The organism is Streptomyces sp. NPDC008086 (assembly GCF_042957325.1).
Lineage (GTDB): Bacteria > Actinomycetota > Actinomycetes > Streptomycetales > Streptomycetaceae > Streptomyces.
The window spans coordinates 326,957-343,508 of sequence record NZ_JBIBIA010000005.1; the positions used below are offsets into that span (position 1 = coordinate 326,957).

Here is a 16,552-nt window from a genome sequence, read left to right on the forward strand (position 1 = left end):
GCGATCGGCATACGGTCGGACGCGGGGCGGGGTGGCAGACGCGCCCCGGTTGCTCGTGGCGGCCGATTCGGGGCGTGGGCGCGCGCGGAGACGGGGCGCGGCCGGCACACATGGACCCGCGGACCATGGACCCCCTGGCCCGTCGGTCGAGTTCGGAGGACCTCGGCGGAGCAGTAAGCCCCTGCGTCCCACCCCGACGGGACGTCACGCGGCGACCGATTCGGCCCCCTGCTCCTGCTGCTCCTTCGCCAGCGACCGCCTGATGTCCCGCACGGCCGCGCGGCCGGCTCGGTTGGCGCCGATCGTGCTGGCGGACGGGCCGTAGCCGACGAGGTGGACGCGGGGGTCGGCGACCGCGCGCGTTCCCTCGACGCGGATGCCGCCGCCGGGTTCGCGCAGCCGCAGGGGAGCCAGATGGTCGACCGCGGCTCGGAAGCCGGTCGCCCACAGGATGACGTCGGCGTCCAGGCGCCGCCCGTCCCTCCACTCCACGCCGGTCGGGGTGATCCGGTCGAACATGGGCTGCCGGTCCAGCACCCCGTCGGCGAGCCCCTCCCGGATCGCGTCGTTCAGGGGCAGCCCCGTGACCGACACGACGCTCTTGGGCGGCAGCCCCTGGCGGACCCGCTCCTCGACGAGCGCGACCGCCGCGCGGCCCACGTCCTCGGTGAAGGGACCCTCGCGGAACACGGGCGGGCGCCGGGTGACCCAGGTCGTGGCGGCGGCGTACCGGGCGATCTCCAGGAGGTGCTGGGTGCCGGAGGCCCCGCCGCCGACCACGACGACCCGCTTTCCGGTGAACTCCTCGGGCCCGGGGTACTGGGCGGTGTGCAACTGCCGTCCCCGGAAGGTCTCCTGGCCGGGGTAGCGCGGCCAGAACGGCCGGTCCCAGGTGCCGGTCGCGTTGATCAGCGCCCGCGTCGACCAGGTGCCGGCCGACGTCTCGACGAGCAGCCGCCCGTCCGGACCCTCGCGCACGGCACGCACGTCGACGGGGCGCCGGACACGCAGGTCGAACGTCCGCTCGTACCGGTCGAAGTACTCCGCGATGACCTCGGACGACGGCCGCTCGGGATCGGCGTCGGTCAGTTCCATGCCCGGCAGCGCGTGCATCCCGTGCACCTTGCCGTACGTCAACGACGGCCACCGGAACTGCCAGGCGCCGCCCGGGCCGGGGGAGTGGTCGAGCACCACGAAGTCGCGGTCCGGCTCGAAGCCGGTGCGCCGCAGGTGATAGGCGCTGGAGAGACCTGCCTGACCAGCGCCTATGACGACCACGTCGACGGACTCGACCGTCTCGATATCGTTCACGCTTCTACTAACAGCCTCGGGAGCAAGGATCTTCCCCTTCCCGGCCCCGACCGTCAGCGGACCGCGCGCCCTCAGGGACCTTCCGAGGGACGGGACGCGGTGGTCGACGGCGGTAGGTCGCCGTTGAACCGGCTGTCGGTGAAAGCGCCGAAGTCGACCTTGTTCGGAATCAGCTTCAGCTCGGCGAAGGTGTCGACGATCTCCTGCTCGGAGGCGATGAGCGGCTTGTCGACGGCCACCGCGATCCGGGTGGTGTACGTCCGCTTCACGGCGGCCAGCGCCACGTCCTCGGGCAGTCCGGTCTCCTTCGACCAGACCTTCGCCCACTCGTCCTCGTGGGTGTAGACCCACTTCTGGGCCCGACGCAGCCGCTCAAGATAGTCCTTGATCGCGGCGGCCTTCTTCTTGTCCTTCAGCGCGCCCGGCGCCGCCACCTGGAAGGTCAGCCCGTTGGTGATGCCGTCACCGGTGGTCAGCACGCGGCCCTGCTTCCCCTTGAGCACCTGCGAGGTGTACGGGTCCCACACCGCCCACGCGTCGACCCTGCCGGAGGTGAACGCGGCCAGCGCGTCGGCCGGCTGGAGGTACTTGACCTTCACGTCGCTCAGGCTCAGCCCCGCCTCCTTCAGGGAGGCGACCAGCTGGTAGTGGGCGGAGGAGCCCTGCGCCACGGCGACCGACCTGCCCTTGAGCTGCGCGGTCCGGGTCAGTTTCGAGTCGTTCGGCACGAGGATGGCGTCGCCCTGGGACGTGCCGTGCCAGGCGGCCACCACCGCGATCTTCGAACCGGCGCCCGCCGCGAAGACCGGCGGAGTGTTGCCGACGCCGCCGATGTCGACGGCCTTGGCGTTGACGGCCTCCAGCAGCGGCGGGCCGGAGGTGAAGGTGGACCACTTGATCTTGTAGTCGAGGTTCTTCAGCTCTCCCGCGGCCCGCAGGATGGCCTCCGAACCGCCCTTCTGGTCACCGACGTCGAGGGTCAGGGAGCCCGAGCCGTCGGTGTCGCCGCCGGTCGAGGCCGACGAACTGCCTCCGCAGGCGGACAGGAACAGGGCCAGGGGAAGGAGCAGCGCGGCAGGGACGAGGCGACGTCGCATGACGGATCCGTTCTGTGGAACTGAGGGGCGGCGGGGTTCTGCGGTCTTCTTCGGGACGGTGGCTCAGGCGGCTTCGGCGGTGGTGTCGACGCCGAGTCGCTCCAGCAGCCCGGCGCGCAGTTCGGCGAACCGCGGGTCGGTGATGTCGCGGGGCCGATCGAGGTCGACGCGCTGCTCGTGGGCGATGACCCCGTCGTCCATCACGAGCACGCGGTCGGCGAGGAGCACGGCCTCCTCGACGTCGTGCGTGACCAGGAGGACCGCGCAGCCGCGCCGCTGCCACAACTCGCCCACGAGCCGCTGGGCCTTGATCCGGGTCAGCGCGTCGAGCGCGCCGAACGGTTCGTCGAGCAGCAGCAGATCGGGCTCGCGGACCAACGCCCGTGCGAGCGAGGCGCGTTGTGCCTCCCCGCCGGAGAGCGTCTTGGGCCAGGCGTCCGTACGGTGGTCGAGGCCGACCTCCTTCAGCGCCCGCTCGGCCACGCCGCGCTCGGGCTTGCCCGGCAGGCCGAGCAGCACGTTGCGCCACACCTTCTTCCACGGCATCAGCCGCGGCGCCTGGAAGGCTACGGCCTTGCGGCGCGGCACCAGCACGGTGCCCTCGATGTCCCGGTCGAGTCCGGCCAGGATGCGCAGCAGGGTGGACTTGCCGCAGCCGCTGCGGCCGAGGAGGGCGACGAACTCGCCCGGCTGGACGTCGAGTTGGAGTCGGTCGATGACGGCACGGCCGTCGAAGGAGCGGGTCAGCCCGTCGACGTGCACGGCCTGGGGGACGGGTACGGCCTGCGCGGTCGGCCTGGCCTGTGCGGCCAGGGGGCTCACCGGCCGGTGAACGTCGGTCGCCATTGCAGCAGCAGCCTTTCGAGGGAGCGGACGACGAAGTCGGCGAGGAGGCCGAGGAAGGCGTAGACGATCAGGCAGACCACGATCACGTCGGTCCGCAGGAAGTCCCGCGCCTGCACCATCAGGAACCCGATGCCGGAGTCGGCGTTGACCTGCTCGGCGAAGACGAGCGCGAGCCAGGCGATGCCGAGCGAGTAGCGCAGGCCGGTCAGGGCGCCCGGTAGCGCGCCGGGCAGCACGACGTGCCGTACGAGACCCCACCTGGACAGCCCGAGGGACTCCCCGGCCTCGATCAACTGGGCGTCCACGCCACGGATACCGGCGTAGACGTTGAGGTACAGCGGGAACGTCACGCCGAGCGTGATGATGGCGACCTTGGGTGCCTCGCCGATGCCGAACCAGATGATGAACAGCGGGATCAGCCCGACGAACGGCACGGTCCGCAGCATCTGCACGGGCGCGTCCACGAGGTCCTCACCGACCCGGAACAGGCCTGAGACAAGCGCGAGTCCGGTCCCGACGAGGGTGCCGAGCGCCAGCCCGGCGGCGACGCGCTGGAGGGACGTCCCCATGGCCGAGGCCAGCGAACCGTCCGCGATCAGATCGCCGCCGACCTGGGCGATACGGCCCGGCGAGGCGAGCACGTCGGCGGTCAACGCGCCTGTGCTGCTGAGCAGTTGCCACAGCAGGAGCAGCAGGACCGGGCCGGTGGTGCGGCGCAGCCAGCGGGGGACGCGGGTGCGGCGGGAGGAGGCGGGGAGGAGGGGGACGACATCGACGGCGGACGCCGGATGCTCAAGATCTGACTTGGGGGAAATATCCGTCTCTGAGGAGTCGGGTGGGGCATGACTGATGCTCATGAGTGCTCCAGAGGGCGATGAGCGTGACGGGGGTGCGCCTCAGCGGCACCGGGCCGGAGCAGAACCGGGCGGGCGCACGCGGGAAGCGCGGGTGAAGGGGGTGGGGAAAAGGGGCGTCAGCAGCCGCGGCGACACGCGGCGGAGGCCACCCGCAGCAGGTCGATGTGACCGCGCGTGGTGAGCAGGGCTGAACGCAACATGCCGCAGAAGCTAGCCAGATGACGAGGTCATGGTCAACGGCGTCTCGCGAAATGGACCTCGCGTATCACGGCTCGGCCGTCTCGTCGGCGTCCCCTCACGTGTGAACTCCGGTGCATGGGCGAGGATGGAGTACATGTCAGACGCCTTCACCACCCGAGTCCTGAACGTCGCGTCCGGCTCCTCGGAGCGGGTCGTGGACATCACCCGCGACTGCGAGGCCTTCCTGCGGGAGGCGGCCGCGGGCCGCGACGGCCTGCTGAACATCTTCGTCCCGCACGCCACGGCCGGCATCGCCGTCATCGAAACCGGCGCCGGCAGCGACGACGACCTCCTCGCCGCCCTGCACACCCTCCTGCCCGCCGACGACCGCTGGCAACACCGCCACGGCAGCCCCGGCCACGGCCGCGACCACGTCCTCCCGGCCATCGTCCCGCCCCACGCGACACTGCCGGTGCTGAACGGACGGCTGGAGCTCGGGACGTGGCAGTCGGTGTGCCTCGTCGACACCAACCGGGACAACCCCGACCGTCAGGTGCGCCTGTCGTTCCTCGGGTAGTGGTCATTGCGGGGACCCGGACAGGGACCGTGGGCGGGACGGGGTCTGTCACTCGCAGAAGCGGCAGAATTGGCGCCGGCGGCGATCTCCGCTCCAGCCCCTCGTCGACTACCCCTGTACGCGTCGGTTCTCGCCGTGTCAGCCCAGCAACGTGCAAGAGCCTCGACCGGGCTGCGCGGTGACGTTGGCCAGCCGTTCCCGACAGAGCCCGATGCGCGGAGTCTCCTCCCGCAGGGAGTGGTCGAGTGCCTCGCCCGTCCAGAGAGGAGGCCATCAACAGCACTCGCTTCGGGATGCCGACGACTCCCTCTTCGGCTTCGGCCAGGAGGCCAAAGCATCCCGCACCGTCTTGGCCGACACGCACACCCCTCTCCATTCCCCCGTTCCGCATCATCAAGGGCCGAAGTGGAGCTGTGAGAGGAGTGGAGCGTGGACACAGTACAGACGCGCCCGCGGAGAACCGCGGGTGAGGTCGAGGCCGGAAGCAGGTTGACGCGGCGGCGGGACGTCGCCGATCTCGTTTCCGAAGCCCGTGGTGGTGAGCTGCGCCGGACGATGGGGTTCACGCAGCTCACGCTGCTGAGCGTGGGTGCAACCCTGGGCACCGGGATCTTCGTCGTCCTCAGCCAGGCGGTACCCGAAGCGGGCCCCGCCGTCGTGGTCTCCTTCGTGCTCGCCGGGATCACCGCTCTGTTCTCCGCCCTGTCCTACGCCGAGCTGGCGGGCATGATCCCGGGTGCCGGATCCTCGTACAGCTATGCCTATGCCACGTTCGGCGAGCTGGTCGCATGGGTCTGCGGCTGGTGTCTGGTGCTGGAGTACGGCGTCTCGGTCGCGGCCGTGGCGGTCGGCTGGGGCCAGTACGTGAACGAGCTGCTGGAGCTCACCGTCGGCTGGACGCTGCCCGAGTCGCTGGTCGCCCCGCCGGGCGCGGGCGGTGTGCTGAACGTTCCCGCCGCCGCGATCGTCGTCCTGGCCATGGTGGTGCTGCTGCGCGGAGCCCGTGAGAGCGCCGTCGTCAACACGATCATGGTGGCGGTGAAGGTGGCCGCCCTGGTGATGTTCTGCGCCGTCGCCTTCACCGCGTTCCGTGCCGGGAACTTCCAGCCGCTGTTCCCGCTCGGCATGGCGGGAGTGAGCGCGGGCGCCGCCTCCCTGTTCTTCTCGTACATCGGCTTCGACGCCGCGTCGACGGCCGGTGAGGAGGCGAAGAACCCGCAGCGTGACCTGCCGCGCGCCATCCTCCTCTCGCTCGGGGTGATCACCGCGCTGTACTGCGCGGTGGCGATCGCGGCGGTCGGCGCGATGCCGTGGCCGAAGTTCGCGGGTACCGAGGCCACCCTCAGTGAGGTACTCGTCCACTCGGTCGGCGGCGGCAACCTGTGGCCGGTCCTGCTGTCCGTGGCCGCTGTAGTCGCCACCACGAGCGTCGTCCTCGCCGTGCAGTACGGGCAGACCCGCATCCTGTTCTCCATGGCGCGCGACGGGCTCGTGCCGCCACTGTTCGCCAAGATCCACCCGAAGACCGGGGTGCCCCGTGCCAACACGGTCATCGTGTCCGCGTTCATCATGGTGCTCGCCGCAATCGTGCCGCTGGGCGCGCTTGCCGACGCCACCAGCATCGGCACACTGTTCGCCTTCGCGCTGGTCAACTGCGCCGTCCTGATCCTGCGTCGGCGCAGCCCCGATGCCCCGCGTAGCTTCCGGGTACCCCTCGCGCCGGTGAGCTGCGTGCTGGGCGTGCTGTGCTGCGTTTATGTGATGTGGGGGCTCGGCATCGACACCTGGCTCGCGTTCGGCCTGTGGATGGTAGTCGGGTTCGCGATCTATGCGCTGTACGGCATCAAGAACTCCCGGCTGGGCCGGTCCGCCCCGAAGGAAGAGAACCTCGCATGACCTCGCTGAACCCGGCCGCCGACCTGGTGGACCTCGCACGGGCCCTGGTGGACACCCCGTCCGAGAGCGGCGACGAGGCCGACCTCGCCGACGCCGTGGAGTCCGCCCTGCGCGCGTGCGCACATCTGACGGTCGAGCGCATCGGCAACTCCGTCCTGGCCCGCACCGACTCGGGTCGCGCCGAGCGAGTGGTCATCGGCGGCCACCTGGACACCGTGCCGGCCGCCGGGAACCTGCCTTCCCGACTGGACGGAGGCCTGCTCCACGGGCTCGGGGCGTGCGACATGAAGGGCGGCGTCGCCGTCGCGCTTCGCCTCGCGGCCACCCTCCCGACACCGGTACGCGACGTCACGTACGTCTTCTACGAGTGCGAGGAGGTCTCCGGCGACCGCAACGGCCTGAACCGTATCGCCGCCGAACGCCCCGACCTGCTCAGAGCGGACCTGGCGATCCTCATGGAGCCGTCCGGCGCGGGCATCGAGGCGGGCTGCCAGGGTGTGCTGAACGCGGACATCACGGTGCGCGGCGAGCGCGCGCACACCGCCCGTTCCTGGATGGGCGTCAACGCCGCGCACCGAGCGGCCGCCGTGCTCCAGCGCCTCGACGACCACACCTCCGAGCGGATCGTCATTGACGGCCTGGAGTACCGCGAAGGGCTGAACGCGGTCGCTGTCCGCGCGGGCATCGCCGAGAACGTCGTCCCCGACGCCTGCGTGATCACGGTCAACCTGCGCTTTGCGCCGAGCCGTTCGGCCGGGCAGGCCGAGGCGTATCTGCGCGGGCTCTTCCCCGAGTACGAGGTCGAGGTCACCGAGGTCGTGCCGGGTGCCCTGCCGGGGCTCGGACACGGTCCGGTCGCCTCGTTCGTCGAGGTGCTGGGGGCGACCCCCCGCCCCAAGCTCGGCTGGACCGACGTCGCCCGCTTCGCCGCGCTCGGCACACCCGCGCTCAACTACGGCCCGGGTGACCCGACCCTGGCGCACACGGCCGGGGAGTACGTGCCCGTCCGGCAACTGCGGGAGTGCGAGGCTCGGCTCGCGGCCTGGCTGAGTGGCTGAACCCCACAGGGGCGCGCTACCCCGGGCTGGTGGAAGGGTCGGCGTCGACCTCGGATCCCACGACGCCGACCGGGGACCCCACCTGCTGCCCGCCGCGGGTCAGGCCCGCCCGGCGCCCCGCAGGCCCCCGAGCGTCCGCAGCTGCAGCCACAGGACCAGCCGCTCGTCCGGGTTGTCCAGATCGATGCCGAGGTGCTGCTGCGCCTGTCTGAGGCGGTACCGGCAGGTGTTGGGGTGAACGGCGAGCAGCTTCGCCGCCCGCGCCATGTCGCATCCGGCGTCCAGCCAGCACACCAGGGTCCTGGCGTAGTCGGTGCTGTGCGCGGTGTCGTACGCCAGGACCTCCCGCCAGGCACCCGCCGTCAAGGCTCGTTCCGCGCCGATGAGTTCACGCAGCCGTAGCAGGGTGACACGGGCGCGTACCTCGCTCACGGCGGCGACGTCCTCATCCGGGCCGAGCACCCGCAGAACGAGGTCGGCGTCCTCCCGTGAGCCGCGCACGGCCGCCAGGCCCGGGACCACATCGCCCAGCCCGGCCCGCACCGTCACCCGCAGCGCCTGACCCGCGCGCCGCACGATGTCCTCGGCGAGCCGCTTGTGCCGCTCGCCACCGCGCTCACCGGCCACCGGCAGCAGCGCGTACACGCTCCCCTCCACCAGCACGCACGCGTGCCGCCCGTACCGCGCCTCGCACTGGAGCCGTACGAGGTCGAGCAGCCGCAGCGCGGTCTGCTCACCGTCGGGCGTGGACACCGCGCCGTCGAGGGCGAAGGCCGCGACACGGACCGGGGCGCCGGAAGCGAGGCCGAGACGGTGCGCGGCGTCAGCGGGATCGGCGGTGCCGTCCAGGAGACGGCGCAGCACCTCGCTCGTCAGATGCCGGGACAGCTCCTCGCTCGCTCGTGCCCGCAGCAGGAGCAGGGCGGCCGTGGACGCGCCCTGGGTGAGTGCGTCCACGGCATCGCGGCCGACGTGCCCGTCGTCCACGACCCACATCGACCCCAGCGTCTCACCGCCCGCACGGATCGCGACGGCGAGCCGCGGCAACTCGTCGCCGTCGAGTGCGGCGAGGCGTACAGGTCCGGGGGCGGCGAACAGGACGCGGTACTGCTCGGTGTTCTCGGGGCTGCTCGGCACCTGGCGGCCCAGGATGCCTTGCCGCCGGGCCTCGTCGACGACCTGCCCGGGGACGGTTGAATAGGCCAGGATCCGCTGGCGGGCGTCCTCGATGACGGTCGCGCCGCCCACGGCCGCGGCCACCGCGTTGGCGAGCGCGAACAGGTCACCGAAGGCGGCCCCGCCGCCCGCCGGGCCGGGCCGGGCGGCGATCGCGGAGGCCAGCAGCAGATGGACGTGATGCCAGGCGGCGTCCTCGTCGACGGAGAGCAGCGCGAGGCCGTGGGCCTTCGCCGCCGCCACCGCGTCGGGCTGCCCCTCCCCGGCCCGTACGACGAGTCCGGCCATCCCGGCCGCCGCGGCATCGCGTGCCAGCGGTCCCACCTCACCCTCTCGCACCCCGAGCGTCAGCAGCAGGGCGCCCGGCGCGCTGCGCGGAAACGGGGCCCCGGCGTCGTGAAGCACGACCTCGGAAACGGGTGTGGTGAGGCCGGCCGGGGCGGTGAGCACGCGGAGCACGGGACCGCCGAGGGTATCGAGAAGTTCCTCGAGGGTGCTGGACTCCATGGCGGTCGGGCTCTCCGGTGGGACGGTCACCTGGTGACGATTGGCCTTTCTATCGGACGGTCACCGCCCAGGGCCTTGGCCGATCGCAACAGGGATACGGAATCTCATTGTGCCTGACGACAATGGCCTACGGCGTGTGGCCCCGGAGACTCGAGGCATGACACCTGTGACGATCTCCGCCGCCGGGTCCGGGGCGGCAGACGGTACGCCCAACGGGGGCGCCTTTGTGGGGGACACGGCCCGCAGCATCGCGGAGGCAGCCCGCGCCGGCGAAGGAGCAGCCCGTACGGCCGGGGTCACGGTCCGTACCGTGCACGACGTGGCGGGTATCCGTGCCGTCGCCGACTTCTTCGCCGATGTGTGGCAGACGTCGCGCGCCAGCCCGCCCTACCCTTCGGAGGTGCTGCGCAGCCTGGCGCACGCCGGTGGTGCGGTGCACGCGGCGTACTCCGCCGTGCCGTCGGGCGAACGGCTCGTCGGGGCGGCGGTGGCCGTGTTCGGGCCACCTGCCGAGCGGGACGTGTACTCGTTCGTGGCGGCGGCGACCGCTTCCGGCCGGGGGGTCGGCTTCGCGGTCAAGCAGGCGCAGCGGCTGTGGGCGCTGGAGCGGGGCGCCACCACCATGCGCTGGACCTTCGACCCGCTGGTCAGCCGCAACGCCCGCTTCAACCTGGTCAAGCTGGGTGCCGTCGGCAGCGAGTACCTGGTCGACTTCTACGGGCCGATGAGCGACGGCGTGAACAACGGCGACGAGAGCGACCGGCTGACCGTTGTGTGGGACCTGGTGACGGGGACCACGCGGAGGGACGACTCCGCCGACGGCCGCGCCGCCGCCGACGTCGTTCGCCGGGCACCGGACGGCAGCCCGCTCGCGCTGAGCGACGCGGACAGGCTGTGGTGCCGGGTGCCCGAGGACATCGTCGCGCTGCGTGCCGCCGACCCGGCGCTCGCGCTCGACTGGAGGCACGCCGTGCGCGAGGTCTTCAGCGATGCGTACGCAGAAGGCTTGCGCGCGACGGCCATGTCTCGCGACGGCTGGTACCTGCTGACCCGCCCGTCCCTCGACCTCCCGACGGCGGGGGTCGGCGCCGGGACAACCGTCACGACCTCGACCGAGGGCACGTCCGAGATCCCCTGCGGATCCGCTTGCGAGGAGCAGCAATGAAGCTCGAACGCGTTGAACTGCTTCATGTCGCCATCCCGCTCGTCACCCCCTTCCGCACCTCATTCGGGACGATGACCAGCAAGGACACGTTCCTGCTGCATGTGGTGACCGACGAGGCCGAGGGCTGGTCCGAGTTCGCTGCCGACCCGGAGCCGCTGTACTGCTCGGAGTTCGTCGCCGGCGCCGAGATCGTCATCCGGGACTTCCTGTTGCCGCGCATCGCGGCCCTGCCCGAACCGACGACCGCGGCCGTCGCCCCCGCCATGGCCTCCGTCAAGGGACACGAACTCGCCAAGGCCGCCCTCGAAACCGCCCTCCTGGACGCCGAACTGCGTGCCTACGGGATGTCATTCGCGACCTTTCTCGGCTCGGTCCACGAACGGGTGCCCGCGGGGGTCTCGGTCGGCATCAAGAGCTCCGTGCCCGAACTGCTCGACGATGTGGAGCGGTACCTCGCCGAGGGCTATCTCCGCATCAAGCTGAAGATCGAGCCGGGCTGGGACGTCGAGCCGGTGCGCGCCGTACGCGAACGCTTCGGCGACGCACTCCCACTCCAGGTCGACGCCAACACCGCCTACACGCTCGCCGACGCCGAGCATCTGCGCAGGCTCGACGACTTCGGGCTGCTGCTGATCGAGGAGCCGCTGGAGGAGAACAACCTCCACGCCAACGCCCAGCTCCAGAAGCGTCTGGCCACCCCGGTCTGCCTCGACGAGTCGATCCACTCCGCGCGCGACGCGGCGTCCGCGATCGCGATGGACGCCTGCCGGGTCGTCAACGTCAAGCCGGCCCGCGTCGGCGGCTATCGGGAAGCCCGTCGCATCCATGACGTGGCCACCGCCCACGGTGTGCCGGTGTGGTGCGGCGGAATGCTGGAGACGGGCATCGGTCGCGCCCCCAACCTGGCGCTCGCCGCCCTTCCCGGCTTCACCCTCCCCGGCGACACCTCCGCCTCCGGCCGGTACTTCGCCGAGGACATCACCGAGCCGTTCGTCCTCCAGGGTGGCCACCTGCCCGTGCCCACCGCCCCGGGCATCGGCATCGACCCGCTGCCGGACGCGCTTGCCCGGTTCACGACGGCGACTCGGGAGTTGTACGTGAGCGATGCGGTGCGGACACCGACCGGGCGATCTTGACCGTCAGGTTCTGCTGAGCCTCCTCGCCCAGGGGCCTGATCCGAACGACGGGCCCCTGGGCGCGCTGGGTTACGGAGACGTCGTCCACCGAGGTGCCGTCTCGGCCCAGGCGGTGTCCCAGGCGGCGAGGTTGCGGCGCTCGATGGCGCGGCCCGCGGTGGCGTAGGCGGCGGCCGCTGCGGCGTGGACGCCGAGGGCGGCGATGACGGCCGAGCCCATAACGTGGTTGCGGACCTGGCGGGGCGTCAGAGGCGGGTCGGTGACCTTTCCCTCGGTGTCGGCCCATACGCGAATGGTGCTGCCCTTGGGCAGGGCGGGCTGGACGTCGGCCTCGGCGGTGTGGGTGTCCCCGTCGGGGTCGGTGAAGCGGACGGCGGTGGGGTATCGGGTCTTCCTCGCCTCGGCGGAGCCGGGTTCGGGGTGGCGCGGGGCGTCCTCGACGAGCATGGCTGTGGTGTGGTGGCGTGTCGCGGCCTGGTGCTGGGCGGCACGGGCGTAGTGGCGGTGGGCCGCGTCGCCGACCACGAACATCGCGAGGGGAGTGCCCGCCGACACCGTCAGCGCAAGGCCGAGGCCGATCCACGCCTGGGCCAGGTCGCTGCGGCGGCGCAGGGGGTTGCGCCGCAGACGCCAGAACATGACCCGCGGCAGCTCCCGCGGAGGAGACGACGGGGGTGTACGGCCGGGCAAGGGGTCCTCCCTTCGGCGGTGGACGCAGCGGATGCGAGGTGCCGACCGGATCCGAGGGCGGGGCGCGGCCTAGTCGGGTCGGGCGACAGGTGGCTGGGGCGCGCAGGTCGAGGGGTGGACCTGGGCGGACTGGAGGAGCCGGGCGGCGCCTCGCACGGCCGCGGTGTGCGGGGCCGGGACCACGCGCAGGGGTGCGTGCAGGCGGCCGGTGAGGCGATAGGTGATCTCGGGACGCAGCGCGCCCCCGCCCGCCAGGAGGATGCCGTGGTGCAGGGCGTCGACGGTGAGGGAGGTGCGGTCCTGGCGGAGCATCTCGGCCAGCATCGCGCCCACCACGTCGACGAGTTGCTCCGCCGACCCGGGGACGTCCAGGTCGTTCGTGCCGACGGCCGCGTGGTGGGCGTCGGTCACGGCACCGTCGCTCAGCAGCACCGCCTCGGTGAGCTGGGCGCCGATGTCCACCACCAGCAGCGGACGGGACAGGTCCGCGCCGGCGGCCACGGCGACGGCGCGGGCGCCGGGCACGGTCAGCACACCGCACGGCTCCAGCACCGCCACGGCGGCACGCGCCCCGGCGCGGTAGGCGACGCCGTCCAGGACGGGAGTGGTGACGATGACCAGGGGACGGGTGAGGCGCGGCACGCGAGGGGCGAGCAGCCGTTCCAGCATCCGGGCGCAGCCCTCGGCGTCGACGATGGTCCCGCGCCGGACGGGGTACACCGCGCCGGCCCCCGGGAAGGCCACGGTCGGCACGTCGACGACCACGCCCTTGCCGGCGATCCAGGCACGGGTGCGGGCACTGCCCATGTCCAGCGCGATGCCGCAGCAGCGCCGGCACGCCGGCCAGGGCCGGTGCCGGCCGACGCCGGTGCGCAGCAGGTCGGTGCCGGTCATCGCCCCGTCTCCTTGACCTGCTGGCAGCGCGCGCAGTACCGGGCCTGCGGCACGATCATCAGCCGCTCCCGGTCGACGGGGCACCGGCACAGGTGGCAGGTGCCGTAGACACCCTCGTTCATCCGGGCGAGGGCCGCTTCGACGTCGGCCAGGACCATGCGGGCGGAGGCGACGAGCTTGACGTGGACCTCGATCTGCGAGGCGGCCCGCCGCCGGACCCGGTCATCGGTGCGGGAGGTGTCCGGTCCGGTGAGCCGGCGCAGTTGCTCCTGGCGGAACAGCCGCTGCTCGTGCAGGTTCTCCCGCAGTGCGGCGAGGTCCTCGGCCGACAGATGCGTCGTGCTCTCATCGATGGTCTGGTGGTTCACCACGTCACCCCTTTTGAGGCAGGGCGTAGGAGGTCGGTACGGACGGTTCTCAGACGGCGCGGCGCTGGCAGGCGACGCAGTGGCGGGCGTACGGCAGGATCTCCAGCCGCTCCGCCGGGACCGGCTTGGCGCAGCCCGCGCAGGTGCCGTAGGTGCCGTCCTCGATGCGGTCGAAGGCTTCCTCGATCTCCTTGAGGACCCGCTTCATCGCCGTCAGCTGCGCGGACAGGAGCGGATCGTCCGCGCCGTGCCCGCTCTCGCCGAGGGCGCGCAGCTGCGCCAGCCGGGAGACACGGGCGTGTTCGAGGCGTTGGCGGGCCTCGTGCAGCGGGGGTTCGGCCCGGGTGACATCGAGCGACATGATCGGTGCCCTTCTCGTCTCGTCTCGGCCGGGGTGGCCGTCCGTCCTCCACCCCGGTGCCCTCCACCCTGGCCGGACGCGCCGCCGATACCTATCGGTCGCGGGCTCCATTTGCCCGGGGGCCCGTGACCCATACGGTCGCCCCGTGGGTGGCGGGCGCAGGGGGAAATGGGGGTCAGCGCCCATCGACTGCGCGCTCGGGAAGAGGCAGCCTGGCCGCAGGTCAGTCACGCATCCCGGAGTCGCACACGCCGTGGGCCGCCTGATGGCCGACAGTGGAGGTGAACCGAGGTGGTGGAAGGGGAGGCGTGCGGCCGGTGTCGTTGTTCTGGCGGATCTTCGCCCTGAACGCCGTGGTGCTGGGCCTGGCCACGGCACTGCTGCTGTGGGCGCCCGTGACGGTGTCCGTGCCGGTCCTGCTCACCGAGGCCGTCATCCTGGTCGGCGGCCTCGCCGTCATGCTCGTCGCCAACGCCGCGCTGCTGCGCCTCGGCCTGGCCCCGCTGGACCGGTTGACCAGGCTGATGACCACCGTGGACCTGCTGCGCCCCGGCCAGCGCCTGCCCGCCGCCGGCGGTCGCGAGGTCGCCGAGCTGATCCGTACGTTCAACGCGATGCTGGAGCGGCTCGAACACGAGCGGGCCACCAGCAGCGCACGCGCCCTGCTCGCCCAGGAGGCCGAACGCCGCCGCATCGCGCAGGAGCTGCACGACGAGGTCGGCCAGACCATGACCGCGATCCTGCTCGGCCTCAAGCGCGCGGCGGACGACGCGCCCGAACCGCTGCGCAAGGATCTGCACGAGGTGCAGGAGATCACCCGGGAGAGCCTGGACGAGGTCCGTCGCCTGGTGCGCCGGCTGCGGCCCGGCGTGCTGGACGACCTGGGGCTGATCAGCGCGCTGACCTCGCTCACCGAGGACTTCGCCACCCACACCGGGCTGCGGATCACCCGCCGCTTCGACACCGATCTGCCCGCCCTGGCGCCGGAGACGGAACTGGTCCTCTACCGCGTCGCCCAGGAGTCCCTGACCAACGTCGCCCGGCACGCGGACGCCGAACACGTCACCGTCGCCCTGCGCCACACCGACGACAGCGCGGAGCTGACCGTCACCGACGACGGCCGCGGCGTCGAGGCGGCCCGTGAGGGCGCCGGCATCCGCGGTATGCGAGAGCGGGCCCTGCTCATCGGGGGCAGCCTGGAGATCGCCCCCGCACCCGGTGCCGGCACCCGTGTCCAGCTCACCGCGCCCGTATCCAGGAAGCACTGACCATGCCCGAGACGACCACGAACGCGGCGGGGACGAGCGCGATCCGCATCCTGCTCGCCGACGACCACGCCCTGGTCCGCCGCGGTGTGCGGCTCATCCTCGACCAGGAACCCGACCTGCAGGTGGTCGCGGAGGCCGGGGACGGGGCGGAGGCCATCGAGCTGGCCCGCACCCACGACCTCGACCTGGCCGTGCTGGACATCGCCATGCCCCGCCTGACCGGACTCCAGGCAGCCCGTGAACTGGCCGCCCTCAAGCCCGGGCTGCGGATCCTGATGCTCACCATGCACGACAACGAGCAGTACTTCTTCCAGGCCCTGAAGGCCGGCGCGAGCGGCTATGTGCTGAAGTCCGTCGCCGACCGTGACCTGGTCGCGGCCTGCCGGGCCGCGATGCGGGACGAGCCGTTCCTCTATCCGGGCGCGGTCACCGCGCTGATCCGCAACTACCTCGACCGTGCCCGCCACGGCCAGGAGGCCCCCGACCAGATCCTCACCCCCCGGGAGGAGGAGGTCCTCAAGCTGGTCGCCGAGGGCCACTCGTCCAAGGAGATCGCCGACCTGCTCTTCATCAGCATCAAGACCGTCCAGCGCCACCGCGCCAACCTCCTGCACAAACTCGGCCTGCGCGACCGCCTCGACCTCACCCGCTACGCCATCCGCGCCGGCCTGATCGAACCCTGACCACATGCACCACGCCGCGCGCAGCGCCCCCGGCACCGGCGGCACCCCGCCGCCGGTACGGCGTTCCCCCGCCGTAGCACTGCTGGCAGCCGTCCTCCTGGCACTGCTGACCACCCTCGGCGCCGCCGCCCCGCCGGCCGTCGGCGCACCCGTGACGGCCGTACAGCACCGGGACGACGGGCCGCGCGCCGACGACGGCTGCGACGCCGCCCGCGCCGCCCGGGCGGCGACCCGCCACGACCCGCACAGCGAGCACCCGGCCCCGCGCCTCCCCCTCCTCGCCCAGGCCCAGGACTCGGACGCGGCCACCCCCTCCCACGGCGTACGGCCCCCGGCCCCGGCACTCCACGCGCCGACCTCACCGCCCCACACGGCCCACGACCGCGGGCGGGCGCCCCCGGTGTCCTCCGGCACCTGACGCCCACTTCCCCGTCCCATCCCCTCTCGCCCCGCAGCGGCCCGCGCCGGCCGCCGCGGTGGTG

The 16,552-nt window shown here is 72.3% G+C and carries 18 protein-coding genes; 8 read left to right on the forward strand and 10 right to left on the reverse strand.

Annotated features, from left to right (window positions below; translation table 11 throughout):
• Window positions 1-204: 204 nt before the first annotated feature.
• From ACFZBP_RS19380 to ACFZBP_RS19400, 5 genes are all read right to left on the reverse strand, one after another.
• Window positions 205-1,311, reverse strand: coding sequence for an NAD(P)-binding domain-containing protein (locus ACFZBP_RS19380; protein ID WP_391414544.1), 1,107 nt, complete (start codon window positions 1,309-1,311; stop codon window positions 205-207).
• Between the two features lie 71 nt (window positions 1,312-1,382).
• Window positions 1,383-2,408 (reverse strand): aliphatic sulfonate ABC transporter substrate-binding protein, encoded by a 1,026-nt coding sequence (locus ACFZBP_RS19385; protein WP_391414546.1) that lies wholly within the window; start codon window positions 2,406-2,408, stop codon window positions 1,383-1,385.
• Window positions 2,409-2,471: 63 nt separating this feature from the next.
• Window positions 2,472-3,254: an ATP-binding cassette domain-containing protein gene (locus ACFZBP_RS19390; protein ID WP_391414548.1), complete on the reverse strand. Its 783-nt coding sequence runs from the start codon at window positions 3,252-3,254 to the stop codon at window positions 2,472-2,474.
• Window positions 3,227-4,111, reverse strand: coding sequence for an ABC transporter permease (locus ACFZBP_RS19395; RefSeq protein ID WP_383448663.1), 885 nt, complete (start codon window positions 4,109-4,111; stop codon window positions 3,227-3,229). Before ACFZBP_RS19395 ends, ACFZBP_RS19390 begins: the two co-directional genes overlap by 28 nt.
• Window positions 4,112-4,227: 116 nt before the next feature.
• Window positions 4,228-4,311, reverse strand: a complete 84-nt coding sequence (locus ACFZBP_RS19400; RefSeq protein ID WP_349817350.1) for a putative leader peptide — start codon at window positions 4,309-4,311, stop codon at window positions 4,228-4,230.
• 134 nt (window positions 4,312-4,445) lie between these two features.
• Here ACFZBP_RS19400 and ACFZBP_RS19405 point away from each other — a divergent pair, with 134 nt between their 5' ends.
• The 3 genes from ACFZBP_RS19405 (at window position 4,446) to dapE (ending at window position 7,822) form a co-directional block, all read left to right on the forward strand.
• Window positions 4,446-4,868, forward strand: a complete 423-nt coding sequence (locus tag ACFZBP_RS19405) for a secondary thiamine-phosphate synthase enzyme YjbQ (RefSeq protein WP_391414550.1) — start codon at window positions 4,446-4,448, stop codon at window positions 4,866-4,868.
• 429 nt (window positions 4,869-5,297) lie between these two features.
• A complete protein-coding gene (locus ACFZBP_RS19410; protein ID WP_391414552.1) occupies window positions 5,298-6,764 on the forward strand; it encodes an amino acid permease in 1,467 nt (488 codons plus the stop codon).
• Window positions 6,761-7,822: a succinyl-diaminopimelate desuccinylase gene (gene dapE, locus ACFZBP_RS19415; protein ID WP_391414553.1), complete on the forward strand. Its 1,062-nt coding sequence runs from the start codon at window positions 6,761-6,763 to the stop codon at window positions 7,820-7,822. Before ACFZBP_RS19410 ends, dapE begins: the two co-directional genes overlap by 4 nt.
• A gap of 99 nt (window positions 7,823-7,921) precedes the next feature.
• Here the strand turns inward: dapE and ACFZBP_RS19420 are convergent, their stop codons facing one another.
• Entirely contained in the window at window positions 7,922-9,535 is a 1,614-nt protein-coding gene (locus ACFZBP_RS19420; RefSeq protein WP_391414555.1) for a helix-turn-helix domain-containing protein, read from the reverse strand.
• A gap of 127 nt (window positions 9,536-9,662) precedes the next feature.
• Between ACFZBP_RS19420 and ACFZBP_RS19425 the strand changes: the two genes are divergently transcribed.
• Window positions 9,663-10,670 carry a chorismate synthase gene (locus ACFZBP_RS19425; RefSeq protein ID WP_391414557.1) on the forward strand — a complete coding sequence of 336 codons (1,008 nt, stop codon included), beginning with the start codon at window positions 9,663-9,665 and terminating at the stop codon, window positions 10,668-10,670.
• Window positions 10,667-11,806, forward strand: a complete 1,140-nt coding sequence (gene menC, locus ACFZBP_RS19430) for an o-succinylbenzoate synthase (RefSeq protein ID WP_391414559.1) — start codon at window positions 10,667-10,669, stop codon at window positions 11,804-11,806. The genes ACFZBP_RS19425 and menC overlap by 4 nt, the downstream gene beginning before the upstream one ends.
• Before the next feature lie 69 nt (window positions 11,807-11,875).
• On the opposite strand, the gene ACFZBP_RS19435 is transcribed toward menC, so the two are convergent.
• The 4 genes from ACFZBP_RS19435 to ACFZBP_RS19450 form a co-directional block, all read right to left on the reverse strand.
• On the reverse strand, window positions 11,876-12,445 hold the full coding sequence (locus ACFZBP_RS19435) for a hypothetical protein (RefSeq protein ID WP_391414561.1): 570 nt from the start codon (window positions 12,443-12,445) through the stop codon (window positions 11,876-11,878).
• A 120-nt stretch (window positions 12,446-12,565) separates the two neighbouring features.
• The gene (locus ACFZBP_RS19440; protein ID WP_391414563.1) at window positions 12,566-13,390 is read right to left on the reverse strand and encodes a rod shape-determining protein; all 825 of its coding nucleotides are present in this window, start codon (window positions 13,388-13,390) and stop codon (window positions 12,566-12,568) included.
• Window positions 13,387-13,761: a TraR/DksA C4-type zinc finger protein gene (locus tag ACFZBP_RS19445; RefSeq protein WP_391414565.1), complete on the reverse strand. Its 375-nt coding sequence runs from the start codon at window positions 13,759-13,761 to the stop codon at window positions 13,387-13,389. Before ACFZBP_RS19445 ends, ACFZBP_RS19440 begins: the two co-directional genes overlap by 4 nt.
• A 46-nt stretch (window positions 13,762-13,807) precedes the next feature.
• A complete protein-coding gene (locus ACFZBP_RS19450; RefSeq protein ID WP_383448681.1) occupies window positions 13,808-14,119 on the reverse strand; it encodes a TraR/DksA C4-type zinc finger protein in 312 nt (103 codons plus the stop codon).
• Between the two features lie 317 nt (window positions 14,120-14,436).
• Here ACFZBP_RS19450 and ACFZBP_RS19455 point away from each other — a divergent pair, with 317 nt between their 5' ends.
• From ACFZBP_RS19455 to ACFZBP_RS19465, 3 genes are read left to right on the forward strand one after another with little or no spacing between them, the layout of a single operon-like run.
• Complete coding sequence (locus ACFZBP_RS19455) at window positions 14,437-15,387, forward strand: histidine kinase (protein WP_383448683.1); 951 nt, start codon at window positions 14,437-14,439, stop codon at window positions 15,385-15,387.
• A 2-nt stretch (window positions 15,388-15,389) separates the two neighbouring features.
• Window positions 15,390-16,070 carry a response regulator gene (locus ACFZBP_RS19460; RefSeq protein ID WP_391414568.1) on the forward strand — a complete coding sequence of 227 codons (681 nt, stop codon included), beginning with the start codon at window positions 15,390-15,392 and terminating at the stop codon, window positions 16,068-16,070.
• A 4-nt stretch (window positions 16,071-16,074) separates the two neighbouring features.
• Window positions 16,075-16,488 carry a hypothetical protein gene (locus ACFZBP_RS19465; protein WP_383448687.1) on the forward strand — a complete coding sequence of 138 codons (414 nt, stop codon included), beginning with the start codon at window positions 16,075-16,077 and terminating at the stop codon, window positions 16,486-16,488.
• The last annotated feature ends 64 nt before the right edge of the window (window positions 16,489-16,552 follow it).

Excerpts from the sequence above, each read along its gene's own strand:
- ACFZBP_RS19385 (WP_391414546.1), bottom strand. The coding sequence starts at position 2,408 with ATGCGACGTCGCCTCGTCCCTGCCGCGCTGCTCCTTCCCCTGGCCCTG.
- ACFZBP_RS19390 (WP_391414548.1), bottom strand. The coding sequence starts at position 3,254 with ATGGCGACCGACGTTCACCGGCCGGTGAGCCCCCTGGCCGCACAGGCC.
- ACFZBP_RS19395 (WP_383448663.1), bottom strand. The coding sequence starts at position 4,111 with ATGAGCATCAGTCATGCCCCACCCGACTCCTCAGAGACGGATATTTCC.
- ACFZBP_RS19400 (WP_349817350.1), bottom strand. The coding sequence starts at position 4,311 with ATGTTGCGTTCAGCCCTGCTCACCACGCGCGGTCACATCGACCTGCTG.
- ACFZBP_RS19405 (WP_391414550.1), top strand. The coding sequence starts at position 4,446 with ATGTCAGACGCCTTCACCACCCGAGTCCTGAACGTCGCGTCCGGCTCC.
- dapE (WP_391414553.1), top strand. The coding sequence starts at position 6,761 with ATGACCTCGCTGAACCCGGCCGCCGACCTGGTGGACCTCGCACGGGCC.
- ACFZBP_RS19425 (WP_391414557.1), top strand. The coding sequence starts at position 9,663 with ATGACACCTGTGACGATCTCCGCCGCCGGGTCCGGGGCGGCAGACGGT.
- menC (WP_391414559.1), top strand. The coding sequence starts at position 10,667 with ATGAAGCTCGAACGCGTTGAACTGCTTCATGTCGCCATCCCGCTCGTC.
- ACFZBP_RS19435 (WP_391414561.1), bottom strand. The coding sequence starts at position 12,445 with ATGTTCTGGCGTCTGCGGCGCAACCCCCTGCGCCGCCGCAGCGACCTG.
- ACFZBP_RS19440 (WP_391414563.1), bottom strand. The coding sequence starts at position 13,390 with ATGACCGGCACCGACCTGCTGCGCACCGGCGTCGGCCGGCACCGGCCC.
- ACFZBP_RS19450 (WP_383448681.1), bottom strand. The coding sequence starts at position 14,119 with ATGTCGCTCGATGTCACCCGGGCCGAACCCCCGCTGCACGAGGCCCGC.
- ACFZBP_RS19460 (WP_391414568.1), top strand. The coding sequence starts at position 15,390 with ATGCCCGAGACGACCACGAACGCGGCGGGGACGAGCGCGATCCGCATC.
- ACFZBP_RS19465 (WP_383448687.1), top strand. The coding sequence starts at position 16,075 with ATGCACCACGCCGCGCGCAGCGCCCCCGGCACCGGCGGCACCCCGCCG.